The organism is Curtobacterium sp. LFS079 (assembly GCF_047977865.1).
Lineage (GTDB): Bacteria > Actinomycetota > Actinomycetes > Actinomycetales > Micrococcaceae > Arthrobacter.
Genome location: NZ_JBFPFO010000002.1, coordinates 288,343 through 313,321, shown reverse-complemented (window position 1 = coordinate 313,321; position 24,979 = coordinate 288,343). Strand labels below are relative to the sequence as shown.

The 24,979-nt window shown below is 66.3% G+C and carries 22 protein-coding genes; 7 read left to right on the top strand and 15 right to left on the bottom strand.

The window, feature by feature from the left end; all coding sequences use genetic code 11:
- Positions 1-75: 75 nt before the first annotated feature.
- Positions 76-2,445: an FdhF/YdeP family oxidoreductase gene (locus ACNQPB_RS04825; protein WP_498749550.1), complete on the bottom strand. Its 2,370-nt coding sequence runs from the start codon at positions 2,443-2,445 to the stop codon at positions 76-78.
- A 523-nt stretch (positions 2,446-2,968) separates the two neighbouring features.
- Here ACNQPB_RS04825 and ACNQPB_RS04820 point away from each other — a divergent pair.
- Positions 2,969-4,054 carry a GGDEF domain-containing protein gene (locus ACNQPB_RS04820; RefSeq protein ID WP_498749549.1) on the top strand — a complete coding sequence of 362 codons (1,086 nt, stop codon included), beginning with the start codon at positions 2,969-2,971 and terminating at the stop codon, positions 4,052-4,054.
- Positions 4,055-4,110: 56 nt separating this feature from the next.
- On the opposite strand, the gene ACNQPB_RS04815 is transcribed toward ACNQPB_RS04820, so the two are convergent.
- From ACNQPB_RS04815 to ACNQPB_RS04790, 6 genes are read right to left on the bottom strand one after another with little or no spacing between them, the layout of a single operon-like run.
- Entirely contained in the window at positions 4,111-5,229 is a 1,119-nt protein-coding gene (locus ACNQPB_RS04815; protein WP_498749547.1) for an adenosine deaminase family protein, read from the bottom strand.
- The gene (locus tag ACNQPB_RS04810; protein ID WP_498749546.1) at positions 5,226-6,224 is read right to left on the bottom strand and encodes a nucleoside hydrolase; all 999 of its coding nucleotides are present in this window, start codon (positions 6,222-6,224) and stop codon (positions 5,226-5,228) included. Before ACNQPB_RS04810 ends, ACNQPB_RS04815 begins: the two co-directional genes overlap by 4 nt.
- Positions 6,221-7,294 carry an ABC transporter substrate-binding protein gene (locus ACNQPB_RS04805; RefSeq protein WP_498749544.1) on the bottom strand — a complete coding sequence of 358 codons (1,074 nt, stop codon included), beginning with the start codon at positions 7,292-7,294 and terminating at the stop codon, positions 6,221-6,223. Before ACNQPB_RS04805 ends, ACNQPB_RS04810 begins: the two co-directional genes overlap by 4 nt.
- 26 nt (positions 7,295-7,320) lie before the next feature.
- Positions 7,321-8,337: an ABC transporter ATP-binding protein gene (locus ACNQPB_RS04800; protein ID WP_498749542.1), complete on the bottom strand. Its 1,017-nt coding sequence runs from the start codon at positions 8,335-8,337 to the stop codon at positions 7,321-7,323.
- On the bottom strand, positions 8,334-9,170 hold the full coding sequence (locus tag ACNQPB_RS04795; protein WP_498749541.1) for an ABC transporter permease: 837 nt from the start codon (positions 9,168-9,170) through the stop codon (positions 8,334-8,336). The genes ACNQPB_RS04800 and ACNQPB_RS04795 overlap by 4 nt, the downstream gene beginning before the upstream one ends.
- On the bottom strand, positions 9,167-9,988 hold the full coding sequence (locus ACNQPB_RS04790; RefSeq protein WP_498749539.1) for an ABC transporter permease: 822 nt from the start codon (positions 9,986-9,988) through the stop codon (positions 9,167-9,169). The genes ACNQPB_RS04795 and ACNQPB_RS04790 overlap by 4 nt, the downstream gene beginning before the upstream one ends.
- Positions 9,989-10,104: 116 nt before the next feature.
- Between ACNQPB_RS04790 and ACNQPB_RS04785 the strand changes: the two genes are divergently transcribed.
- Entirely contained in the window at positions 10,105-11,088 is a 984-nt protein-coding gene (locus ACNQPB_RS04785) for a LacI family DNA-binding transcriptional regulator (RefSeq protein WP_498749537.1), read from the top strand.
- A 64-nt stretch (positions 11,089-11,152) separates the two neighbouring features.
- Here the strand turns inward: ACNQPB_RS04785 and ACNQPB_RS04780 are convergent, their stop codons facing one another.
- Both ACNQPB_RS04780 and ACNQPB_RS04775 read right to left on the bottom strand, forming a co-directional pair.
- Positions 11,153-11,776, bottom strand: a complete 624-nt coding sequence (locus ACNQPB_RS04780; protein ID WP_498749951.1) for a histidine phosphatase family protein — start codon at positions 11,774-11,776, stop codon at positions 11,153-11,155.
- Positions 11,777-11,779: 3 nt separating this feature from the next.
- Entirely contained in the window at positions 11,780-12,868 is a 1,089-nt protein-coding gene (locus ACNQPB_RS04775) for a LacI family DNA-binding transcriptional regulator (RefSeq protein ID WP_498749535.1), read from the bottom strand.
- 168 nt (positions 12,869-13,036) lie between these two features.
- Here ACNQPB_RS04775 and ACNQPB_RS04770 point away from each other — a divergent pair, with 168 nt between their 5' ends.
- The 5 genes from ACNQPB_RS04770 to ACNQPB_RS04750 all read left to right on the top strand — a co-directional run bounded on the left by ACNQPB_RS04770 (position 13,037) and on the right by ACNQPB_RS04750 (position 17,848).
- Positions 13,037-13,897 (top strand): ABC transporter substrate-binding protein, encoded by an 861-nt coding sequence (locus tag ACNQPB_RS04770; RefSeq protein WP_498749949.1) that lies wholly within the window; start codon positions 13,037-13,039, stop codon positions 13,895-13,897.
- A gap of 94 nt (positions 13,898-13,991) precedes the next feature.
- Positions 13,992-14,780 (top strand): amino acid ABC transporter permease, encoded by a 789-nt coding sequence (locus tag ACNQPB_RS04765; RefSeq protein WP_498749533.1) that lies wholly within the window; start codon positions 13,992-13,994, stop codon positions 14,778-14,780.
- A complete protein-coding gene (locus ACNQPB_RS04760) occupies positions 14,777-15,568 on the top strand; it encodes an amino acid ABC transporter ATP-binding protein (RefSeq protein WP_498749531.1) in 792 nt (263 codons plus the stop codon). The genes ACNQPB_RS04765 and ACNQPB_RS04760 overlap by 4 nt, the downstream gene beginning before the upstream one ends.
- Positions 15,568-16,614, top strand: a complete 1,047-nt coding sequence (locus ACNQPB_RS04755) for a Gfo/Idh/MocA family protein (RefSeq protein ID WP_498749529.1) — start codon at positions 15,568-15,570, stop codon at positions 16,612-16,614. The genes ACNQPB_RS04760 and ACNQPB_RS04755 overlap by 1 nt, the downstream gene beginning before the upstream one ends.
- Before the next feature lie 49 nt (positions 16,615-16,663).
- Positions 16,664-17,848: an NAD(P)/FAD-dependent oxidoreductase gene (locus ACNQPB_RS04750; RefSeq protein ID WP_498749527.1), complete on the top strand. Its 1,185-nt coding sequence runs from the start codon at positions 16,664-16,666 to the stop codon at positions 17,846-17,848.
- 22 nt (positions 17,849-17,870) lie between these two features.
- On the opposite strand, the gene ACNQPB_RS04745 is transcribed toward ACNQPB_RS04750, so the two are convergent.
- The 6 genes from ACNQPB_RS04745 to ACNQPB_RS04720 form a co-directional block, all read right to left on the bottom strand.
- Complete coding sequence (locus ACNQPB_RS04745; RefSeq protein WP_498749947.1) at positions 17,871-18,926, bottom strand: LacI family DNA-binding transcriptional regulator; 1,056 nt, start codon at positions 18,924-18,926, stop codon at positions 17,871-17,873.
- 59 nt (positions 18,927-18,985) lie between these two features.
- Complete coding sequence (locus ACNQPB_RS04740; RefSeq protein WP_498749525.1) at positions 18,986-20,326, bottom strand: NosD domain-containing protein; 1,341 nt, start codon at positions 20,324-20,326, stop codon at positions 18,986-18,988.
- Positions 20,327-20,362: 36 nt separating this feature from the next.
- Complete coding sequence (locus ACNQPB_RS04735) at positions 20,363-21,937, bottom strand: glycoside hydrolase family 32 protein (RefSeq protein ID WP_498749523.1); 1,575 nt, start codon at positions 21,935-21,937, stop codon at positions 20,363-20,365.
- A 39-nt stretch (positions 21,938-21,976) separates the two neighbouring features.
- Entirely contained in the window at positions 21,977-23,029 is a 1,053-nt protein-coding gene (locus ACNQPB_RS04730) for a LacI family DNA-binding transcriptional regulator (RefSeq protein WP_498749521.1), read from the bottom strand.
- 61 nt (positions 23,030-23,090) lie between these two features.
- Complete coding sequence (locus tag ACNQPB_RS04725) at positions 23,091-24,038, bottom strand: carbohydrate ABC transporter permease (RefSeq protein WP_498749519.1); 948 nt, start codon at positions 24,036-24,038, stop codon at positions 23,091-23,093.
- Positions 24,038-24,925 carry a carbohydrate ABC transporter permease gene (locus tag ACNQPB_RS04720; RefSeq protein WP_498749517.1) on the bottom strand — a complete coding sequence of 296 codons (888 nt, stop codon included), beginning with the start codon at positions 24,923-24,925 and terminating at the stop codon, positions 24,038-24,040. Before ACNQPB_RS04720 ends, ACNQPB_RS04725 begins: the two co-directional genes overlap by 1 nt.
- Positions 24,926-24,979: the final 54 nt, after the last annotated feature.

Here is a 24,979-nt window from a genome sequence, read left to right as displayed (position 1 = left end):
CAGCCCGAGTTAACAGCCCGACGGCGGCACTGCACCTTGACCAGCAAGGCCGGGTGCCGCCGTCGGGCTTTAGGATCAGGCGCTCCGCGTGATGGTGACCTTGAGGTGCTTCATGATCGGCTGGTCGCTTTGCGTGCTGTAGTCGCCGATCGCGCAGAGGACGTTCATCTCCGGCATGTAACCGGCCGCGCAGCTGCGGGGAATGTCGTACGGGATCGCGAGGTAGCCCTCCAACGAGCGCACGGATCCGTCCTTCGCCGTGCTGACGATGTCCACGGGGTCGAGTTCCTTGATGCCCCGTTCTGCCATGTCCTGGGCGTTCATGAAGACCAGGGTGCGCAGGTTCTTGATCCCGCGGTAGCGGTCGTTGTCCGAGTAGATCGTGGTGTTCCACTGGTCGTGCGAACGCATGGTTCCCAGGGCGATGGTTCCCGAAGCCGGGATGACGTCCGGCAGCGGCGCGGCGGAGAAGCCGGCCTTTCCGGAAGGCGTGCCGAACACGAGTTCCCGTGCGGGCTGCTTGAGCCGGAAACCCAAGGGAAGCCGGACCCGGCGGTTGAAGTCCTCGAAGCCATCCAGCACCTTGGACATGGTGTCCCGGATGCGGTCGTAGTCTCCCACGTACCAGTCCCAGGGGGTCTTGCTTTCCGGCAATGCGGCCTTGGCGATGCCGGCGATGATGGCCGGTTCGGAGCGCAGCAGCGGAGACGCCGGGCGCTTCATGCCGACGGAGAGGTGGACCATGCTCATGGAGTCCTCCACCGAGGTGCTCTGGAGCCCCTCGGCCTGTTCGTCCTTCTCGGTGCGGCCGAGGCAGGGCAGGATCAGGGCTTGGCGCCCGTGGACGAGGTGGCTGCGGTTGAGCTTGGTGCTCACGTGCACCGTCAGCTCGCAGTTGCGGAGTCCGGCCTGGGTGTAAGGGGTGTCCGGGGCCGCGAGGGCGAAGTTTCCGCCCATGCCTACGAAGACCTTCACGTCCCCGCGGTGCATCGCTTCGATGGTCCTTACCGTGTCCAGGCCGTGTCCGCGCGGGGATTCGATACCGCATACCTCGTCCAGCCGGGCCAGGAACTGCTCGGCGGGCCGGTGGTCGATGCCGCAGGTCCGGTTGCCCTGGACATTGCTGTGTCCGCGCACGGGCGAGGGTCCGGCGCCTTCGCGGCCCAGGTTGCCGCGCAGCAGCAGGACGTTGACGATTTCCCGGATGGTGTCCACGCCATGCTCGTGCTGGGTGATGCCCAGGCACCAGCTGATGATGCTGCGGTCGGCTTTGCGGTAGACGCGGGCGGCTTTGAGGATGTCAGCCCGGGACAGCCCGGACTGCAGCTCAATGTCATCCCAGGTGGTGGCCTCGCATACTGCACGGTATTCCTCGAAACCGGCCGTGTGCCGTTCGATGAACTCTTTGTCCAGCGCCTTGGCGTCGGTGGCGGACATTTCCAGGATCGCCTTGGCCATGCCGCGCAGCAGTGCCATGTCCCCGCCGATGCGCGGCTGCAGGTTCAGGGTGCTGGTCTTCGTGGAGCGGAAGACGGCCATGTCCAGCATGTCGTGCGGAACGATCGTGCGGCTCGCGGCGGCTTCGACCAAGGGGTTGATGTGCACGATCTGCGCGCCGCGGCGGTGTGCTTCCGCCAGCGCGGTCAGCATCCTGGGCGCGTTCGAGGCCGCATTCACGCCCATGATGAACAGGGCATCGGTGGCTTCCCAGTCCGCCAGGTCCACTGTCCCCTTGCCCGTGCCGAGGGCTGCCTTGAGTGCGCGGCCGCTGGCTTCGTGGCACATGTTTGAACAGTCCGGCAGGTTGTTGGTGCCCAGTTCCCGGGCGAGGAGCTGGTAGAGGAACGTCGCCTCGTTGCCCAGCCGGCCGGAGGTATAGAAGGAAGCCTGGTTGGGATCGTCCAGTTCCCGCAGGGAGCGTCCGATCAACTCGAAGGCGTCGTCCCAGGTGATCGGAACATAGTGGTCCGTGGCGGCGTCGTAGGCCATCGGCTCGGTCAGCCGGCCCTTGTTCTCCAGCTCGAATTCGCTCCATCCGGACAGTTCCTCCACCGAATGCTCCGCAAAGAACTCAGGGCCCACCCGTTTGTGGGTCATTTCCCAGGTGACGTGTTTGATCCCGTTTTCGCAGATATCCAGGTGCAAGCCCTTGGTGTCGTCCGGCCAGGCACAGCCCGGGCAGTCGAAGCCCTTGCCCTCATGGTTCATGCGGAAAATGGCCCTGGGGCCGTCCAGCAGGGTGCGTTCACGGAGCAGGATCCGTCCCACACTCATGGCGGCTCCCCAACCGGCCGCAGGGTGGTGGTACGGACCGCTGAACCCGGGCTTCCCCTTGGCCGCCTCCCCCTCGACCGCATCCCTCGCAGTAGCTTCCAAAGCGTCCAGTTGCTGCTTGTTGTCGAAGGCGTCCAAGATGTTCCACCCACCCACGGTCGGGGCGTGCATGGCACACGCCGTCGTCTTGGAGCCTAGACCCCGCAGCCATGACAGGACCAGCCCCAAAAGCCACCCACAGGATCGAGGGCGCACAGGACAGGACGCGCAAATGGCGGCGCCTTCGCGGCTTTGCACCACTTTGGATAAGGTTCGACGACGGCACCGCGCCTTCACAAGCAGTGGCGGGTGCCGCCGTCGAACGTTTCCGGGGGGGGCCGACGACGGCTGGGGAGAGAGCCCGGGCCCCGGGCCCCTTGAGCTCTCACGTCGCCGACCCCGCCTTGAAGACCGGACGCCAAAGCGCTCCCGGCCACTGGTGGGAAATCTTCTTCTTGTCTAATTCAACGCCTCGGCGGCCCGAATGACTCCCGCCGGGCACGTTTTCCTTACACCGGAGCGGGTTATTCAGCGTGACACCGGGTAGCAGCCGCTATGCCCTAAGCTTTAGCCTTGGCTAGGGGGTAGGAAAATGGAACTCGATACATTAAGCCTGAGGGTGGCTCTCGGGGTTGTCACAGTAATCCTGTGCTTGTTGTTCTTCCTTTCGTTCCGACAAACCCGCTCACCCTACAGCGGCTGGTGGTGCGTTTCGCTCGTGTCCTTCCTGGCCGGGAACCTGGCGTTCCTGCTTACCGGGACCCCGCAACAAGTCTGGGCCGATCCGCTCGGCAACGGTTTGCTGGTCGCGGGCGCATTCAGCGTCTGGGCCGGCGCCCGCTCACTGAGGATGCTGCCCACCCCGCTCTGGATACTCCTCGCGGCGCCCGCCGTCACGGCCCTGGCTTCGGCGCTGGAAAATCCGGCGTCCAATGAATGGTCGGGCGGCCTGGTGTATCTGGGCATGATGGCCGTCGGCATGGGCCTGGCAACGCGCGAGCTCGCGCTGCTGGAACCCCGCAGTTCCTACGTCAACCGTTCCCTGGCCGTGGGCGCGGGGGCTCTCGCAGCCTTCTACCTTTGCCGCTGGCCCGTCTATCTGATGGAGGGGCCCGACGGCCCGGCCTTCCGCACCTACTTCAGCCCGGCGGTCACCAGCCTGCTCACCATCGGCCTGCTGGTCACCGTCTCCTTCAGCATGACGGCGCTCAGCAACGCCCAGCTGATCAACGGCCTGAACGAACGCGCCAACCGGGACAGCCTCACGGGGGTCCTCAACCGCAGGGCCTTCATGGAACTCGCCGCCCGCGAGGTGCAGCGCATGGACGCCAGCGGCACAGCCTCCACCCTGATCATGGCCGACCTTGACCATTTCAAGACCCTCAACGACGAGCACGGACACGCCGCGGGTGACGCCGCGATCCAGGCGTTCGCGTCGGCCGCCGTGGCCTCGATCCGCTCCACCGACCTCGTGGGCCGGTACGGCGGCGAGGAATTCCTCATCCTGCTCCCGGGAGCCGAACAGGAAACCGGCGAGGTCATCGCAGCCGTGATCAGCCGGGCCATGGCCGAGTCGCCGGCACCTCCCGGGGTGGTGTTTCCCACGGTAAGTTACGGTGTGGCCGCGAGCGGGATCGCCGACGCCGACCTTCCGCGTATGGTCAAGGCCGCCGACGCCGCGCTCTACGAGGCCAAGGCCCTCGGCAGGAACCGCGTGGTCTGCGCGAGCCGCCGGAAGTAGCAGCTTCCCAAAGCCCGGAAGACGGCCGCAGCAGGAATGCTGCGGCCGTCCGGGACCTACTGCACGGCTTCGAAAAGCTCCGCTTCCAGCGCATCCAGTTCGGCGGTGAAGCGCTCCCTCAGCCTGCCTTTCGCTGAATCGGGAAGCCAGCAGGCGTCCACGCCGTTGAGCGCGATTTCGCGCATCTTCGCCGCGGTGAAGCCGAGTTCAAAGGCGGCGATCCGGTACTCGGCGGCGAGCGTCGTCGGGAACATGCCGGGGTCGTCGGAGGCAATGACCATCTTCAGCCCGGCGTCGGCCATGGCCTTGATGGAGGCACGGCGCCACGGGCGCCAGGAACGGCGCGAGGTGGTGAAGATGCCGGTGAAGGCGACCTGCTCGTCGCGGACCCGGGCCACGACGTCGTCGTCTTCCAGCACGAAGTAGCCGTGGTCGATGCGGTCGCAGCCGAGCACGTCCAGGCAGGTGACGGTGTTCTTCGCGAGCGGCGCGTGCTCGGAGGAATGCGCCGTCCGCTTGAGGCCGTGCCGGCCGGCCAGCTGGTAGGCGGCCTCGAACCGTTCCGGCGGGCCGGAGGTCTCCAGGTTGTCCAGGCCGATGCCGACGACGTCGGGGTGCGGGTTGTCGATCAGGTTCTGTACCAGCGCGAGGGCGTGTTCGCCGGACTTGCTGCGGTCGATGCCGGCGATCAGCAGGCCGGTCATCCCGAAGTCCTGCCCGGCCCGGCGGATGCCCGCGGCCATGGCGTCGACGTAGCCGTTGTACCCGAGGTGCTCAAGGCTCGGCGGCAGTTCGTCGAAGAACAGCTCCAGGTGCCGGGTGGCGCTGGCATGCGCGTCCTCGAAGGCCTCGTAGACAATCCGGGTGACGTCCCCGGCGGAGCGCAGGCACTGAAGGGCCCATTCGGAGGCCTGGAACAGGGAGTAGGACACCTCGGGCTCGTCTGCGGAGGGGCCCTGCGGAACCGGCACGCGGGTGTTGACGTACAGGGCCGGGTCCGGCGGACGCGAGTTGATGTTGGCGAAGATTTCCAATGGTTCCTGCGGGAGCTGCAGGCCTTCGCGGGCGGCCAGCTCGGCGAAGGTAGTGGCCCGGACGGTTCCCGTCAGATGGACGTGGAGGTCCGTCTTAGGCATGCGGTCGAGGTAGGCGCCGTAGGCAGCGCTGTCGATCATTGTGGTGTTTCCCCTCCGGGATGGTCGGACACGGGGCGGCCGGCGCGGTCAGCGCCGGAGCGGCCCAGGTCCTTGAGTCGTTCAGTCAGCATGGTCAGGAAGCCGGCCGCGGCTATGTCGCGGCCGTAGCGGATGTTGGGTTGCCGTCCGGAAACGCCACGGGCATCGGCCACGACGGCGCCCCGCGTGAGGGTGCCTTCCAGTTCCACCGTGGCCGTGATGGCTTCCCAGGCGAGCAGCGATTCATCGAGCACGACGGCGGCGGCCAGCGGATCGTGCATCACCGCGCCGTCCGGACGGCCGCGGGCCGCCATGGTGTTGCACATGTCCAGGAGCATGGCCCCGAACTCCCCCGCCGGGGACGGCAGCGTGGCGAGCTGCTCCGCCGTCGTACGATCCACGACGGCCTTGCGGGTCACGTCCAGCGGCACCAGCCGGATCCGCCTGCCCCGCTCAAGGACGAGTGCCGCGGCTTCCGGGTCGGCGAAGAAGTTGAATTCGGCGCTCAGCGTGACGTTCCCCTGGGCGAACACTGCACCGCCCATCACCACCAGCCGCCCGATCGCCCCGATCGTCGCCGGGAACCGTTCGAACAAATGCGCGACGTCGGTCAGCGGACCGAGCGCGAGGAGCGTGATCTCCCCGGGCCTGGACAGGATGAGTCCGGCCATGTGCGCGACGGCATCGGGCCTGATCGGCCGGCTGGACGGGGGAAGCTGCACGCCGCCCAGTCCCCCGGCGCCGTGCACGGGCTCGTCCGGGATCCGTTCGCCGCCGGCCAGGGGCGCGGCGGCTCCCGCATGGACAGGGAGGTCCGCCGCAACACCCAGCAGGTCAAGCAGGGCGGCCGCGTTCGCCGTCGCCCTCTCCAGGGAGACATTCCCTGCGGTAGCGGCGACCGCCAGCACCTCCAGCTCCGGGGAGCCGAACGCCAGGGCAAGTGCCACGGCGTCGTCGATGCCGGGGTCGCAGCTGATGATGACGGGAAGGGTCACTTGGAGGTGACTTCCCGGGCGTAGCGCTCAACCCAGGCGGAGCGGTTCTGGACGATGGGTTCCAGGTCCAGGGTGGTGAAGCCGGCGGCTACCGGGTCCTTGGCGGCCGGGCCGGAGACCTTGGTGAGGATGGCCGGGACCTTCGCTGCCGGATTCACCGGCTTGTCGCCCAAGGCTTCCGCGGAAGCGCTCTGAGCCTCGGTGGAGAGGAGGTAGTCGATGAACTTCTCCGCGGCGGCCTGGTGCTCGCTGCCCTTGACGATCATGGCGCGGTTGGTGGTCATGTACTTGCCGGTGGCCGTGGGGGTCCAGGCAACCGGGGCGCCGGAGGCAACCAGGTTGCGGGCGAAGCCGTCCAGGGCAGGGGCGGCCACGATTTCCTTCTGTTGGATGAGGTTGGTGACCTCGGTGGAGGCGGTGTAGAACTTCAGCACCGACGGCGCAAGGGTGCCCATCTTCGCCATGCCCTTGTCGACGTCGAGCGGGCCGGAACCGTACGTCGCGGCGAAGCCGGACAGCGTCAGCTGTCCCGAGGTGGCGGCGAGGTCCGGCAGGGCGATTTTCTTGGCATTCGCAGGTGCGGACAGAGTGTCCCACTTGGCGGCCTTGGCGGCATCCATGACGTCGGTGCGGTACATCATGCCGTTGAGCTGGAAGGTGTAGGCCGGGCCGTTGAGCTTGTTGTCCACGGCGAACGGGGCCACCTTGGCCATGTTGGGGATCTTCGCCGGATCGGCCTTCCCGAACAGATCCTTCGCCTGGCCCGCGGCGGCATAGTAGTCCGAGATCAGCATGACGTCGATGCCGGATTTCTTGTTGAGTTCCAGCTTGGACAGGCGGTCGGCATTGGAACCGGTTTCGATTTCCACCTTGATGCCGGTGGCGGCGGTGAAGGGCTCGACGACGGACTTCTTGAAGTCGTCCACGCCGAACGCGAAGGTGCTCAGCACCAGGGTCTTGTCATCGCCGCCGGCCTGGGCGTCCCCGCCGCCGCAGGCGGTGAGGGCGAGCGCGGAGGTGAGGAGCGCGGCGCCGACGGCCCAGCGCATGGATGGCTTGTTCGTGTTCATGATTGCCTTTTCGGGTTGGGGGATGCTTAGTCCGCGAGCGGAACGAGGTCCGCCGGCCGGACGGCTGCGGTGATTTCACTGCCGGGCTCGAGCCGGATGCCGGAAGCCAGTCCGGAATCCGCGCGCACGGCGGCGAGAAGGTCGACGGCGGTGCCGGAGGCGTCCGTGGCGGTGGCCCGGACCATCACATCCACGCCCCGGTAGGCGATCCGGGTGATGACCGCCGGCAGGTTATGGGCTCCGCTGTTGAGGGTGGCGCCGCGTTCCAGGAGCTGCAGGTTTTCCGGACGGACTGTGGCCTGCGGGTGCTCGGAGGTGGCGAAGAAGTTTTCGTAGCCCATGAACTCGGCCACAAAACGGTTGGCGGGACGCTCGAAGACGTCCTGCGGGGTGCCCTGCTGCATGATGTGACCGCTGCGCATCAGCACCATGACATCGCTCATCTCCAGGGCTTCTTCCTGGTCGTGGGTGACCAGGACAACCGTCAGTCCGGTCTCCTGCTGGATGCGGCGGATCTCGGCGCGCATCTGCAGGCGGAGTCGCGCGTCCAGGTTGGACAGCGGCTCGTCCAGCAGCAGGATGTCCGGGCGGATCGCGATGGCGCGGGCCAGGGCAACGCGCTGCTGCTGGCCGCCGGAAAGCGCCTTGGGCCGGCGGTCCGCCAGGTGCCCGAGGCCCACCATTTCCAGTGCCTCGGCCACGCGCTTGCGGCGTTCCGGGGCGGGAACCTTGCGCAGCTTCAAGCCGTAGCCCACGTTGTCGCCCACGGTCATGTGCGGAAACAGCGCGTAGCTCTGGAACACCATGCCGAGGTTGCGCTTCTCCGGGGGAAGCCGGGTGGCGTCCCTGCCGTTGATCAGGATGGAGCCCGACGTCGGCTGCGAGTAACCGGCGATCATCCGCAGGGTGGTGGTCTTGCCGCAGCCGCTGGGGCCGAGCAGGGTGGTCAGCTTGCTGCTTTCGATGTCGAGGTTGATGCCGTCGACGGCGGTGAAGTCGCCGAAGACCTGGCCGACGTCGCGCAATTGCGCTGCAATGGTCATTTGTTGATGCCTCCGAAGATTGTGGCGAAGCCGACGGCGCGCTCAGCGATGAATGCGAAGACGATGGTGGCGACCAGGATCAGCGTGGACATGGCGGCGATCATCGGATCGTAGGATTTCTGGACGTAGTCGAGCATCGAGACGGGCAGCGTGCTGAAATTGCGGCCCTGCAGCAGCAGGGAGAGCGGCACGTTGTTGAAGGACGTCACGAAGCTCAGCAGCGCTGCGGAGACGATGCCCGGGCGCAGCAGGGGGAGGGTGACCGAGGTGAAAACCTTGAGTGGCCCGGCGCCGAGTCCGCGGGCGGCTTCCTCTACGAACGGATCGGCCAGTGCCAGGGCGGCACCGGTGACGCGGACGGCGTACGGGATCAGCAGGGCGGTGTGCCCTACCAGCAGTGCGGTGAAGGTGGAGGTGCCCAGGCCCGCGATCAGCTGCTGGTAGAGGGCCAGGCCCACCACCAGCTCGGGGACGATCAGCGGCGAGAGGAAAAGCCCTTGGATCCAGCCTTTGCCGGCGAAGGTGCTGCGCTGGAGGGCCAGGGCCGCGGGAACGCCGATCAGCAGGGCAAGCAGCGTGGCCAGCACGGCCAGCTGGGCGCTGGAAGCCAGCGAGGACATGAAGGGCTTGTAGGCGGCAGCGGCGGCGAACCATTTCAGGGAGAAGTTCTCGGGCGGGAAACGCAGGCTGTCGCCGCCGGAAAATGCCGCCGCCACGACGAACAGGATCGGGACGATCATGACGATGTAGCCGACGACGGCGAGCGCGCCGAGCACGGGGCGGCCGCCGGTCTTCTGCATGCGCGGACGCCTGGTGGCTGTCTGGATGCTCACGAGGTCTTCCCCTTCCGGGAGCCGAGGGCGGTGGAAACTGCCGAGACCGCGAACACCAGAACTGTCATGATGAGGGCGACGGCGGACGCGGCTGCCCAGTCGATGCTCACCGTGGAGTAGTTGAACAGCTGGGTGGCCAGCATGCGCTGGTTGCTGCCGCCCAGCAGGTACGGGGTGGTGTAGGCGGTAGTGGCGCCTGCGAACACCAGGGTGGCCGCGACGATCACGCCCGGGATCGACAGGGGCAGGGTAACGGTCCACAGCACCCGGGTGCGCGAGGCACCCAGGCCGCGGGCGGCGTCGTCGAGTCCCGCGTCCACCTGGGCCACGGCGGAATAGCAGGAGATGATCGCCAGGGGCAGGAACAGCTGGAGCAGGCCCAGCACAATGGCGCTCTCGGTGTAGAGCAGCTGCGGTGCCGGCAGGCCCATGGCGCTGATGACTTGGCCGATCACGCCGTTCTGGCCAAGCAGGACAAGCCAGCCGTAGGTGCGCACCACGTTGCTGAGCAGGAGGGGGAAGATGGCGAGTGCCAGCAGCAGGCCTGACCAGCGCGAGGTCGAGCGGGCCAGCAGCAGGGCGATCGGGAAGCCGAGGGCCAGGCAGAGCACGGTGACCAGCAGTCCCAGGCCCATGGTCCGTCCGATGATCGTCAGGTCATAGGGATCCTGGAGCATGCGTCCCAGCCGGGCGAACACCTCGGAAGGGCCGATTCCGGGCGGGGCGAGCAGCAGCATCACGGCCGGCAGGCAGAAGCCGAGCATGATGAAGAGAAGCCCCGGCCCAAGCAGGAGGAGCGAAGATTTCTTTGAAAGCACCCGGAGGTTCTCCGTTTCGAGATACGATGCAATGACCAATGAACGCGGTTGTACAACCGGTTTCATCCCCTCCTGTAGGGTACACATCAAGATCCACAAGGGGAAGGTATGACCAGATGGTGACGCTGGCAGATGTAGCCGCACGGGCGGGTGTCTCCAAGGCAACGGCCTCCCGGGCGATGAACCAGCCCCAACTGCTGGCTCCCGAAACCCGGGACCGCGTTGTTTCAGCAGCGGCCGAGCTGGGGTTCTCCGCCAACCGCGCGGCCCGGGCACTCGCCAAGGGATCCACCGGACTGGTGGCACTGGTGGTGCCGACCCTCGAGAACAGCTTCTTCACGCCCATCATCCAGGGCGCCCAGCGCGCCGCCGAACAAGGCGAGCTGCACGCCACCGTTTCGGTCCTGCAGGCCGAAAGCGACGCCGAACAGCAACGCCTGCTGCGCCTCGCCGAACAGGTGGACGGCTTTGTCCTGGCCTCCCCGCGGGCGCCGTCCGGCTTCCTGACGACACTCTCCCAGCGCAAGCCCGTGGTCACCGTGGACCGGCAGGTGAAAGGCATCCCCTCCGTCATTGCGGACACGCCCGCCACACTTCTTGAATTGGTGGCCGGACTGGTGGCGGATGGCCATCGCAGGATCGCCTATGTCAGCGGACCGGCAGGATCGTGGATGGACCAGCGCCGCCTGGCCGCCGTCCGGACAGCGGCGGGCGACGACTGCGGCGTGGACGTCATCGGCCCGCTGCCACCGCTCTTCGCTTCGGGAGTGGAAGTGGCCCGGCAGCTTGCGGGCTCAGGTGCCACCGCCGTCGTGGTCTACGCGAGCGCCATCTCGCTGGGGCTGATCTTCGAACTGCAGCGCCAGGGAATCCCGGTGCCGGGCGGGCTGACCATCGCCAGCGCGGACGACCTCGCCATCGGCCCGCTCTCCGAGCTCGACATCACCGCACTGCAGGTGGACGGCGACCTCCTGGGCGAGACCGCCATGGAAACACTGCTGGGCATGCTCCGCGACGGGGCAGCGCCGGTTCCCCTGCACAGCCGGGTGAAGGTGCCGCTGCACTGGGCCACGGCATCGCAAGGGCCGCCGCCCAATTAGACGGTTCCCGCACCACTAGACGGTGGCCGCCGTCTAGTGGTGCGGGAACCGTCTAAACGGCGGCTCAGCGGAGGTGGCCGACGTCGCTCAAGCTCACGACCTGGCGGTCATGGAAATAGTCGTCTTCCCGCAAATGGGTAATGCCGCCCGGAGACACTTTGAACTTTACGTAACCAGCGTCTTCAAGGGGCAGCCCGATCCAGGCCGCGATGAGGTAGTTCACAGTACCGCCATGGCTGACAACAATTGCCTCCGGAGCATCATAGGCAATGATCCGTTCAAGCGCCGCGTACGCCCGGCCAGCCAATTCCAGCCGGGACTCAGATCCCTCAATGCCGTCGCGATGCCGCATACGGTCGCCACAGCTGGGCGGAGGCAGAAAGAGCGTTGAGCCAGGCGTAGTCCCCTCGGCAGCGCCATAGGACTGTTCCCGCAGGTCTGGGTCAATCATGACTTCCAAGCCCAGGTTCCGGGCAATCGGTTCTGCGGTCTGCCTCGCACGAAGGAGATCGGACGATAAAAGCAGGGAGCCGGGCCCCGAAACCCTTTTGCCCAGTTCCGCTGCAAGCCGCTGAGCGTCCTCCATTCCACGCGCCGTCAAGGAAGAGTCGTACCATCCCCCGACAAGATTCTCGACGTGGTGCGTCGCCTCTGTGTGGGCTACGACGTACAAATCCCGCAAGACCACCACTCAGCTTTCTCGAACAGCGAAGCTGACCGCCCGCGGCGCGCCAACCGAACCGCGCTTGACCAGCCGGGCGGCCAACTCCGGCGCCGCGGCAGGCTTCCGGCCCTCGATCTGCCGGATCAAGGCGCCGGCCGCGGCCACCCCCATGTCGTACACGGGCTGCGCGATGACTGTCAGCGGCGGCGTGGTGAGCCGGGTCCAGGCGAAGTCGTCGTACATGAGGAACGAGACATCGTCCGGGATGGACAACCCGAGTTCCTGGATTGCCTCGATGACGCTGAGCGCGATGAGGCTGTCCGAAGCCACGACGGCGGTGGCGGGGTCCGGCATCTGGAGCACCTCACGCGTGAGGCCCCGGATGGAGCCGGCATCCCCCGCGTTGAGCCTGACCAATTCGCCGGAAAGCTCCAGGCCAACCTCGCCCAGTGCCCGCCGCATGCCGTCCAGGCGCTCCGCAATCTGCGATGAATCCAGGACGATGCCCTCTGCAAAAGGAACATCTGTCTTCAGGGTGGAGATGAAAGCGATGCGGCGATGGCCGGCGCCGATGAGGTATCGGGTGGATTCATAGGCGATGTCCGTCATGTCCACGGCCAGGGCCTGGGCTGTGAGCCCCTTGGCTCCCCGGTCCAGAAGGACGAGGGGCCGGCCGGAATCCTGCACTCGCTGCAGGTGCGTGGTGCTCAGAGAAGAGGCAGGGGCCACGATGAACCCGTCCACCCGCTTGTCGAGAAGCACCTGGACGGCGTCCACCTCGGCGGAGACGTCCTCGTCGGTATTGATGAGGATGACGTTGAATCCGGCCTTTTTGGCGGTGTCCGTGATGCCGCGGGTGGCAAGGCCGAAGTGCGGGTTTTCGATGTCGCCCACCACCACGCCGATGGTGTGCGACTTGCCCGTGTTCATGCTCCGCGCAAGCTCATTGGGGCGGTACGACAGTTCCTCGGCGGCGGCCAGCACACGCCCCCTGACGTCCTCGCTTACCGCGCCGTAGTTGCCCAGGGCCCGTGCTGCCTGGGCCTTTGAAACCTGCGCGGCCCTTGCGACGTCGGCGACTGTGACGTCCCGCCGCCGCGGATTGTTGCTGCTCATATTGGCCTTCCGAAAGGGCCTTGACGGCCGCTGTGGCTTAGGTTACATTTCTAATCAACCCCGCTGTGAGTCCGGTCTCAATCGTAGCCGTTGAGACCGGACTCAACAAGGACTTCCGCACTCCTAGGCCACCAAGCGCCTCCGTTCCCATGATTGGAAAAAGCTGTGATCAAACGACTGAACTTCCGCCCGGGGGTGATCGTTGCGGCAGCCGTTGCAACCCTCCTGGCCCTCTCCGGCTGCGGCGGATCGACCCCCGCCGCGAGTTCGACGGCGGACAACCCCTACGGCCTCATCCAGCCCGGAACCATCCGGGTTGCCAGCCTGGGCGATTCCAAGCCCTACACCTTCGCGGACGCCTCGGGTAACTTCACCGGGTTCGACGTTGAGCTCTTCAAGGACGTGGCACACCGCGCCGGCGTGGACAAGGTGGTCTTCACCGGCCAGGACTTCTCCGGCTTGCTTGCCGCGGTAGCCAACGGTCAGTTCGACGTCGGCGTGGCCGCCATCGGTATCACGGACAAGCGCAAGGAAACCGTGGACTTCTCCAACGGATACCTGGCCGGCTACCTCACCGTCATCACCACCAAGGACTCCGGCATCAAGGACGCGGACGGCCTCTCCGGCAAGCGTCTGGGCGTCGTCCAGGGCACCCTGCAGGAGGCCTACGCGGTGAAGAACTTCACCTCCGCAAGCCTGGTGCGCTTCCCGGACAACAACACCGCCATCGCCGCCCTGAACAGCGGAACCGTGGATGCCCACTTCCTGGACTACGAGGCCGCGAAGTCCTACATCAAGCAGCACGGCCTGGTCAGCGCCGCGGACATCCCATCCTTCGACGCCCCGGCAGGCTTCGCCCTGGCCAAGGGCAAGACCGCCCTGAAGGCGGCCCTGGACAAGGGCCTGGCCGAAGCCATGGAAGACGGCACATGGAAGAAGCTGTACCAGAAGTGGTTCCCCGGCTCCCCGATGCCCGCTCAGTACCTGCCCAAGGCTGAACAAACAGCCACCCCCGCGCCAAGCAAGTAGGCGCAGCCCACATGACCGGGCGGGCTGCACCGGGGCACCGGCCTCCGTACCGGCCCGCCCGGGCCATCCAAGCCAACTACGTCTGAGAGCAACCATGGACTGGCTCAACACCATCATCCGTACCTTCTTCGACTTCGACGCTATGGCCGAAGTCCTCCCCCAGCTCCTTGGAGTCGGGCTCCTGAACACCCTCATCATTTCCCTCGCGGCCACGGCCATCGGCCTGCTGCTGGGCATGGTGGTGGCCGTCATGGGAATCTCGCAGTCCAAGTGGCTGCGGATCCCGGCCCGGATCTACACGGACCTCTTCCGCGGCCTGCCCGCGATCCTCACCATCCTGCTGATCGGCCAGGGCTTCGCCCGCTTCAGCCAGTCCGTGTTCGGCCCCTCGCCGTACCCGCTGGGAATCATCGCACTGAGCCTGATCGCCAGCGCCTACATCGGCGAGATCTTCCGCGCCGGCATCCAGAGCGTTGACAAGGGCCAGGGTGAAGCATGCCGCGCCCTGGGCATGGGCTACGCCAAGTCCATGGCACTGGTTGTGGTGCCGCAGGGCATCCGCAGGGTACTGCCAGCGCTGGTCAACCAGTTCATCGCCATCGTGAAGGACTCCTCCCTGGTGTACTTCCTTGGCCTGCTGGTCAGCGAGCGCGAACTCTTCCGTGTGGGCCAGGACGCCGCCGTCCTCTCCGGCAACCTCTCGCCGCTGGTCCTGGCCGGTGTCTTCTATCTGGTCATCACCGTTCCGCTGACCCACCTCGTCAACTACTTCGACAACAAGTTCCGCACCGGCCGCCGTCGGCCCACCGCACCCACCAGTGGCCTCAAGGAAGTCAAGGAACTCGATGCGGCATCGCCGCTCATCTCCGGGAGCAACACATGAACCTCGCAAGCGCCAACACCAGCAAACCCGCCGGCGCCAACAGCGCAAGTGTCGAAACCTTCCACGGCTCGGCGCTGGAACTGCGGAACCTCACCATGGCCTACGGCGACGTCGAAGTGCTCCGCAACGTCAGCCTGACGGTGGCGCCCGGCACCACCACCTGCATCATCGGGCCCTCCGGTTCCGGCAAATCCACGCTGCTGCGTGGCGTCAACCGGCTGCACGAACCCAAAAGCGGTGACGTGCTGCTGGCCGGCAGCAGCGCCCTGAAGGTCAAACCGGACGTCCTGCGCCGCCGCATCGGCATGGTCTTCCAGCACTTCAACCTCTTCCCGGACCACACCGCCCTGGAGAACGTGGCCCTCGCGCTCTGGAGCGTCAAGGGAATGTCCAGGGCCGAAGCCCGGGAGCGCGCCGCCCGCCGCCTCGCCGAGGTGGGGTTGGCCGAGCGCGCCGACCACCGGCCACGGGACCTTTCCGGTGGCCAGCAGCAGCGCGTCGCGATCGCCCGCGCCCTGGCCATGGAGCCCGAGGTCATGCTCTTTGATGAAGCCACCAGCGCCCTGGACCCCGAGCTCGTCAAGGGCGTTCTCAACCTCATGGCGGGTCTCGGAAAGCGCGGCATGACCATGCTGGTGGTTACCCACGAAATGGGCTTTGCCCGCAAGGTGGCGGACCAAGTGGTCTTCATGGACGAAGGCGAAGTGGTCGAAGCCGGCACTCCGGCCGAGCTCTTCGACAACCCCAGGAGCGAGCGCCTGCAGCGCTTCCTCTCCGAGGTGTTGTGATGACCGCCGTCCGGCCGGCATCGGCACCCATCCGCACCGCCGTCGTCGGCTTCGGTGTTTCCGGCAAGGTGTTCCACGCGCCACTGATCGCCGCGGACCCGGCGTACTCGCTGGACGCGATCGTCACGGCGGACCCGGCACGTGCCGCCGAGGCCGCGCGGCTGTACCCGGAGGCGAAAACCGTCCCGACGGCCGAGGAAGCCCTCGCATTGGACCTGGACCTTGTGGTCCTGGGCACGCCGCCGTCGAGCCATTTCGCGCTGGCGTCCGCGGCGATCGCCCGCGGGCTGCACCTTGTAGTGGACAAGCCGTTCGTGCCGACCTCGGCCGAAGGCGGGGAGCTGCTTGCCCTGGCGGCCGACGCCGGCGTGCAGCTGACCGTGTTTCAGAACCGGCGCTGGGATGCCGATTTCCTCACGCTCCGCAAGCTCATTGCCGACGGTGCGCTGGGCGAGGTGCGGAGTTTCGAATCACGCTTTGAGTGGTGGCGGCCGGAAGGCTTCGGGAACTGGCGGGACAGTGCCACGCCGGCCGAGGGCGGCGGCCTGCTGCACGACCTCGGCGCGCACCTGATCGACCAGGCCGTCCAGTTGTTCGGACCTGTCGCCAACAGCTACGGCGAAACAGCGAACCACGGCCCCAATCCTGCGGGCGGCGAAAGCGAGGCCTTCGTCTCCCTGCTGCATGAGTCGGGCGTCCGTTCCCGCCTGTGGATGAACGGCCTGGCCGCCAGGACCGGCCCGCGCTTCCACGTATTGGGTTCCGCCGCCGGCTACACCAAATGGGGACTGGACCGGCAGGAACCGGACCTCGCCGCCGGCGTCGTTCCTTCAGATCCGGCGTATGGCACGGAACCGGAGGAAGCCTGGGGAATTCTCGGCGTCGGGGGTTCCGGAACGCCGGTTCCCGCCGAACGCGGCGCCTACCCCCGCTTCTATAGCGGCCTGGCCGGGGCTATCCGCGGCACGGGACCGCTTCTCGTGGACCCACGCGAATCCCTTGAGGTCCTGCGGATCATCGAAGGCCTCCACGCGCTTTCCGCTTGACCGCGGCCCACCCTCCACACGATTTCCTTTGACGAAGAAAGGGAGAACCATGTCCTCCACCACCCCCGCCAAGCACGTCGCCATCATCGGCGGCGGCATCCTGGGCGTCTCCACCGCACTCCACCTCGCGCGGGGCGGCGTGCAGGTGACACTCGCAACCGCCGGGCCGCTCGCGGACGGCGCATCCAGCCGTTCGATCGCCTGGTTGAACTCCTCCGGAGCCCGCACGCCCGGGTACCACTACCTGCGGATGCTCGCGATCGACCGTTACCGCACCTGGAGCGCACGACACCCGGAGAGCCACTCCTACCTGCGCTTCGACGGCGCCATGAAATGGGCGGGTCCGGGCGAGAGCTTCCGTGAGACTTTCGCGTTCGAGCGCGCCGGCGGTTACGACGCCGTCTGGATCGACCGTGCCGACGTCGCCCGCGTTGCGCCGGATGTAAATCCCGACGCAGTCGCCGAAGAAGGTGCCATCTTCAACCCTGGCGAAGGCTGGCTGAACATGCCGGACTTCATCCCGGTGCTCGCCGCCGAAGCGGCAGCCCACGGCGCACGCGTGATCGAAAACGCCGGTGACGTCCGCGTGGACGTTCGGGACGGCGTCGCGGGCGGCATGATCCTCGGCGACGGTACCCGGATAGCCGCGGACGAGGTAGTCCTGGCCACCGGCGGCCTCGTTCCTCCCCAGCTCGCGGTGCTGGGTGTCACGGTTCCGGATTCGACTCCGGCCGCCTTCGTGCTGTTCACCGATCCCGTGGACGTGGAGGTGAAGACCGTGCTGAACACTCCGCGCGTGGCGGTGCGCCCCACCCCGGACGGGCGCCTGGTGCTCGACGCCGACTGGGCCGAACAGACGGTGGTCACCGAGGATGACGGCTCCTTTACCGTTCCGGAGGAATCGGTGCAGGGCCTGCTCGAAGAGGCCTCGAAGGTGCTGGCCGGCAACCCACGGCTGACGGCGCAGCGGGTCGGCGCCGGGCTGAAGCCCATTCCGGGCGACGGCGAACCCGTGGTTGGTGCCGTGCCCTCGATCGCCGGGCTGCACGTGATGTTCACCCACTCGGGTGCCACCCTGGGGCTGATCCTTGGCGAACTGTTGGCCGAGGAGATCCGCACCGGAACGCCGACGCCCGTTTTGAAGACCTTCCGCCTGGACCGCTTCGCCGCAGGAGAGAGCACCCCGGAGCCGCTGGGTGCAGCTGACACTGGGGCCTGGGCGCCGGTCCGGTAGCGGCGGCGGTGTGCCCTTCCGATTAGACGGACGGACGCGGGTGCGGCGGGGCCACGGAGTCGCGGGCCACCAGGGGGCATTCCACCACGGTGGGCGGCGCGGCGAACTCCGAAAGCTCGATCTTGCCTTCGATCGCATCAATGAGGTGCCGCGTGGCCCAGGCGCCCATTTCGTAATGCGGCAGGGCCACCGTTGTCAGGGCCGGGTGGAGGTTTTCCGCGATGAGCTCCTGGTTGTCGAAGCCCACCACCGAAAGGTCCTCCGGGATCTTGATGCCGAGCTCATTGGCGGCGCGGTACAGGCCCATGGCCATGCGGTCGTTGTAGCAGAACACGGCCGTGGGACGGTGCGGGCCGGCCAGCAGGCGCATGGCTGCCGTGTAGCCGCCCAGGGCTTCCGACAGCTCGGACTGGACCAACTCCGGGTGGAACGTCAGCCCGGCCTCCGTCAGGGTTTCCTCAAACGCCCTCAGACGCTCGTGTGTGGCCGGGACGTCGTCGGTGTTGTTGAGCATCCCGATCCTGGTGTGCCCGGCGTCGATCAGCACCTGGACGGCGGTCCGCGCGCCGCCTTCCTCGTCCGGAATGACGGACGCAATGGTGTGCCCGATGTCCTCCGAGTCCACCAGCACTGCGGGAATGCCTGCGAGGTTCCGGGGGATTGTGAAGCGCCGGTGGTACATGGTGGCGTAGAGGATCCCGTCCACCTGCCGCTCAAGGAGGGCGGCGACGTCGTTCTCCCGCGACTCGGGCGAGCCGGTGCTGGTGGAGTTGATGATCATGATGTTGTAGCCGCGCGCCTTGGCCGTCACCTCGGAGCCGAGGATGAGCCGGCCGGCATGCGGCGTGGTGGCGATTTCCTCGCTGATGAAGCCGATCATGCCCGAGCGCTGGGTCCGCAGCGCCTGCGCCAAGCGGTTGGGTCCGTAGCCCAGCCGGGCCGCGGTCTCGCGCACCTTGTCACGGGTCTCCGGGCTGATCCGGGCATAGGAAACTTCGTTGAGCACATGGGAGACAGTGGTGACGGACACCCCGGCGGCGGCGGCTACGTCCTTGATGCCCACTGTCCTGTTGTTCAACATCTCTCCCACGTCGTCATGGTTTCCTGCCGGTCTGGTAGCAGTAGGCTACCGTGCCGCTAGGAACCGACCGTGGGTGTGGCCCTCACGGCGTTGAGAGTCCTGTCTGCGACAACCTGGGCGTCGGTTCCGGAATCCAGGATCGTATTCCGGGCTGATTCGGGATCGACCAGGACGGCCGTCACGGCGAGGCCGTCCGAAGCCTCGGTCGTCAAAAGGGCGTCCACCTGGGCCGAGAAGCAGGAGTCACTTGACTTGGCGTGAACATCCAACGCCACCACATGGTTGTTGGAGACGAAATTGCCGGTCCCCTCCTTCAGCCGGATGATGACCGGCGTCGCACCTTCCGGGCGGACGCTCTGTGAGTCGATGATCTCGGAGAAATGGTTGCCGACGACGGAGTTGTTGCTGCCGCTGACACTGAGAAGTCCGTTGAGGTCGTCCAGCCCGTTGTCGATCCCCAGGAAGGGCGTCCAAGGCTCATGGTCACGCAGGAAGTGGTTCGTGGCCACGAGGTTTTCCGAACTGTTCGCCGCCAGGACCAGCATGCCGGGGTAGAACGAATGCAAGCGGTTGTTGCTGACACTTGAACGCGTGACGCCCTCGAAATGGACGCTGCTCGCACCACGCGGGAAGACGTTGTTCGCGGTGACCAGGAGGCCGCCATGGTTCTCAGCGTAGATCGAGTGGCCTTTGAAGCCTGCTCCGACCAGGTTGTCCGTGACCTTTGATGCCTGTCCCCACCCGCGCAGCTCGATGCAGCTTCCGCATTCGGCGATGAAGTTGTCGTGAATGGAAAGAGCGTCCGCGTGGTAGATGGTGAGGGCGTTCTCAAGGTAGATGAAGCCCATGCCGTTGACGCGGAAAGAGTCATTGGCGTTCGCCACGTAGATGCCGGTCTTGCCGTTCACGTAGCTGTTCTCCGGATGCATCCCCGAGCCGTCCGGGGTGAAATGCAGGCCGTCAATGCAGAAGTTGGCGAACTCGACCGAGCTGATCCGCGGGCTCCCGCTTCGCTCGACGTAGAAGGCGGCCCCCTGGGCCTCCTCCCCGTCCGCATCGAGGGGAAGGTCGACGATGATGCGGCTCCCCCCGGGCCACAGCTCGTGCAAGTCGGGCCATTCGTCTTCGGGAACGTTGAACCTGATGCTCGACGACGTGAAGCCGTGTCCCGCGCCATGGATCCTAAGGAAGCTGATGTCGATCACCACCTGGGTGCGAAGGTGGTAGTCCCCTGGCGGAATGTAGATCACCGCGCCCGGCTTTCCGCCATTGTCCGCATCTGTGTCGGTCTGCCGGTCCTTGATGTCGGCGATGATGCTGTTGATGACTTCGCCGACGTCCTTGGACGGATTGCCGACGGGCCAGGTAGTCACGTCGTAGTGGTTGTTGCTTGACATTGTCTTTTCCCTTTGGTGCTTCTTCTATTGACGGTGCTAGGCGAGCGTTGAGACCGCGAGCTTCAGTACTGTTGCTGAGCCTCCCACAACCGATAGCCGGTTCTCCGGGTTTTCGGTATCGGGGAAGATGAGATCAGTCAGGACCACTTTGCCGCCCTGCGCGAAGACCTCCACCGAGCAGTGGTCGACGACGATCTGCAGCTTGAGCACGCCGTCCTCAAGGACCAGCGGGGCTGACTCCGCTGATGAAAACTTTTCGTGGAAGCCGGTGTTTCCCGAGTGCTTGCGGTCAAGCGTGAGCGCGGCGCCGCCCGCGTCGTAGCTGACGACGGTGCCCTTGCTTCCATCGCCGCTTCCGAAGAGCCGGAAATCAACACGTTCGGCGCTGCCGGGCAGAATCTCCGCCTCGATGATCAGGGCACCGCCGGGTACCGGGTCCGGCAAGCGGAGGGCTGAATTCCGCAGCTCAAAGGTGCCTGTGTCCAGGTGGACTTCTGCAGGGGGCTCGGCACCGGCTTCGGCCAGGATCGGCCGCTGGACCAGGCGCGCGGAGCCGTCCGCCGCGGTGAGGCTCAGTTCGCGGGCGAGGGTCATCGAGGACCGCCAGGGAGCGGTGGGCAGATCGTTGGCGTAGTCCCAGTTGTTCATCCAGCCGATGATGATGCGCCGGCCATCCGGGGCGTCGCTGAAGGATACCGAGGCGTAGCAGTCGCGTCCCCAGTCCAGCCACAGGCACTGCTGCATGGCGGCAGCGGCCGTCTCCGGGTCGGGGAGCTTGGACAGTCCTGCCGGAGCGGCAAGGGAACCGGCGTCGGGGAGGAAGCGGACGCCGTCGAACTGTCCTATGAAGTACTGGCCGCCGGAACCTCCCGCCACAGCGCCGGGGTTGATGTTGACGATCAACACCCACTTGGTGTTGTCCGGGTCCCCGTCCACCGGCAGGGGGAAGATGTCGGGGCACTCCCATTCCCCGGCGTCGGCGTTGGCCGGGCCGAAGTCGCTCAGGAAGTCCCAGGATTTGAGGTCTTTCGAACGGTAGAAGACCACTTTCTGTTCCAAGGCCTCGACGGCGACCATGATCCAGCACGGACCCTGCGCGCCTTCGTAACGGAAGACCTTGGGATCGCGGAAGTTGGCGGAGTTCCTGGTGAGGACGGGGTTTGCTTCGTATTTTCGCCACGTCATTCCGGCGTCCGTGCTGTAGGCCAGGGACTGTGCCTGCGTGCCGCCGTGTTCGGACCCAGCCTTGAAGGCGCTGGTGTAAACGGCCACGAGGGCGGGCACGTCCGCGGTCCCGAAACCGGATGTGTTGCCGTGGTCCACCACGACACTGCCGGAGAAGATGTCCTCGGTCTCGTCGCAGGCAATGGCAACCGGGTGCTCCGTCCAATGGAGCAAATCACGGGAAGTGGCGTGGCCCCAGGACATGTTGCCCCAAACGCTGCCGTACGGGTTGTTCTGGAAGAAGAGGTGGTACAGGCCGTCGTGGAAAACCAGGCCGTTGGGATCGTTCAGCCAGGTATCCCTTGCCGTGAAATGGATGGCCGGCCGGAAGCTGAAGGTTCCGGCCGGAGCGGTTTCCGGGAGTGCGGCATCAAGGCTGCTCGACATGTCTGGCGTTCCTCTTGCGGGGTGGAAGGGATTGGCTGGCTATCGGCGGGGAGCTGCGATGGAATCGCGCCGCACGAGAGGACAGCCCATGATGGTCGGGTGAAGTGCCATGAGGGAAAGGTCGGTCTTACCCTCAACGGCGTCAATCAGGTGCTCGGTGGCCCAGGCACCCATCTCGTAGTGGGCCAGGGCCACGGTAGTGAGGCCCGGCTGGAGGTTGGCGGCGATCAGTTCCTGGTCATCGAAGCCAACGACCGAAAGGTCGGCGGGGATGGTGAGTCCCAATTCCGCCGCGGCCCGGTAGGCCCCCATCGCCATCCGGTCGTTGTAGCAGAACAACGCCGTAGGCATATCGGCGCGGTCCCCGCGTGCCAGGATCCGCCGGGCCGCTTCGTAGCCGCCCTGCACCTCGGAGACCTCCGACTCGACAGGGGCCGCATCGCCGTCGAGCCCTGCCTCATTCAGCATGGCCCGGAAGGCCTGGAGCCGCAGACGGGTTGCAGGGACGTCATCGGTGTTGTTGATGAAGCCCACCCGGGTGTGGCCGGCTTCCAGGAGCGCGCCCACGGCGGCCCGTGCGCCACCTTCTTCGTCCGGGATCACGGCTGTGATGTTTCCCCCGGTAGCCACCGAGTCCACCAGGACGGCGGGAACGCTGCCGAGGTTTTCCGGCAGCTCCACGTTCCGGTGGTACATGGTGGCGTAGAGGATTCCGTCCACCCGCCTTTCCAGGAGGGCCTCGACGTCGGCCTGCCGGGATTCGAGGCTGGCTGAGCCGGAGGTGTTGATGATCATGAGGCTGTATCCCCGGGCTTTGGCGGCCTCGTCAGCGCCGAGGATGATCCGGCCGGCGTGGGGCGTGGTGGCGATATCCTCGCTGACCAGGCCCAGCATGCCGGTCCTCCGGGTGCGAAGTGCCTGGGCGAGGCGGTTGGGGCCATAGCCCAGTTGCTCCGCCGTTGCCCTGACCTTGTCCCTGGTTTCGGGGCTGATCCGGGCATAGGAAACATCGTTGAGGACGTGGGAGACAGTTGTCACGGAGACGCCGGCGGCGGCGGCCACGTCCTTGATGCCGATGTTCTTGTAGCTCATCTGTCTCCCACGTCGTTTTTCGTTGCTTGCTATCCCTCGACAGCCCTATCCCTTGGCGGCGCTATCCCTTGACTGCGCCGAGCGTCATGCCTGCGACGATCTTGCGCTGCAATAGAAGTGTCAGGAGGATGACCGGGATGGAGTAGACCGCGGCCAGCGCCGTCATGGATCCCCAGTCCAGGCCGAACTGGGTCTGGAAGTTGGCGATCACCACCGGGGTGGTCTGCGAGCGGATCGCCGTCATCAGGAGTGCGAAGAGGAACTCGTTCCAGGAGGCCAGGAACGCGAAGATCGCGGTGACTGCGATGCCGCCGGAGACCACCGGGATCACCACCCGCCACAGGGCTCCGAGCCTGCTGCAACCGTCCACGGTCGCGGCTTCCTCCAGGTCACGTGGAACAGCTTCGAAGAAACTGGACATCAGCCAGATGGAGAGCGGCAGGGAGATGGTGGTGTGGGCGATCGAGAGTGCGATGGGCGTGTCGGCCAGGCCCACTGAGGCCATCATGGAGGCCAGGGGGATGCCGATGGCCACGGGCGGCACCATACGGGTCACCAGCGCCGCCATGATGAAGACGCGGCCGCTGGGGGTCTTGTACCGCGTGATGCCGTAGGCCGCCGGGACCGCCAGCACCAGGGACAGCAGGGTGCTGATCACCGCTGTTTGCGCGCTGTTGATGAACGAGGCCAGCACCCCGTTCCGCCCCAGCGCGTTGATGTAGTTCTCCAGCGTCCATGTCCTGGGGAGGATGGTCGGTGGTACCGCGATGGTATCGATGGGGGTCTTGAAGGAGGTGAAGAGCAGGTACAGGAAGGGGAATCCGTAGAGCACCATCGCTGCGGCGAGGAGGATCCAGAGCAGCGTCCTGGTACTCCGGCGGCCTGCTTCCAGGCCTTCCCGGTTGGCGCCCCGGCGCCTGGGGGGCCGCGATGGTGTCTGCGCGGCAGGTTCCGCGGGCACCCCGGCCGGCGTCCCGGCGTCGTGCTTTGTTCGTTCGGCGACGCGCATCAGCTGTCCTTTCCTGGCCGCCAGATGGTGGACACCGCGACAAACGCGACGGCGAGCATGGCCAGCAGGTAGAGGGTGCCCATGGCGCTGGCCAGGCCGGGATCGCCAAAGCGGATCATGGTCCGGTAGATCAGCAGGCTCATGGTTTCCGAGGCGGACTGCGGGCCGCCGTTGGTCTGGATGAGGATGGTGTCGAAGGCCCGTGCGGCGTCGATACCGCGGACCACCAGCGCCACGGCGATGACGGGCCGCAGGAGCGGAAGGATGATCCGGAATAGCAGCGCCGGTGCGCGTGCGCCGTCCAGACGTGCCGCTTCGATGAGGTCTCCGGGGATGTTCTGCAGCCCGGCGAAGAGGACCAGGCACATGAATGAGGTGGTCAGCCAGATGTCCGGGACGGCCACCGAGAACAGCACGATGTTCGGGTCGGAGAGCCAGCCGATCTGGTTGGGGTTGCTGAGGATTCCCGCCTGGTGCAGCAGGGTGCCGATGAGGCCGAAGTTATCGATCATCAGGAACTTCCACAGCAGGCCGGCCACGATCGGGGCGATCATGAGCGGGTACAGGAAGACGGTCCGCCACACCTGGGACTTGCGGCCCAACGTGGTGAACAGCAGGGCCATGCCGAGGCCGAGGGCGAATTCAAGGGTGACCACCACGGCCGTGTAGGCCAGGGTCCGCCAGCCCGCACCCATGAACGCCTCGGACGCGAAGGCCCGGAAGTAGTTCTCGAGGCCGACGAAGTCCCGCGGACCGCCGGCGACCGGCGAGATCTTGAAGAAGCTGTCCGCCACGAGGCGGAACAAAGGGTAGGCCACGAATACAGCCAGGAACAGCGCCGCAGGGGTCATCAGGAACAATGCGAAGCGGCGATCGGAGATACGCACGGTTTTCTCTTCCGCTGGTTGGAGCCACGGCCGGCACCGAACTTGCGGTGCCGC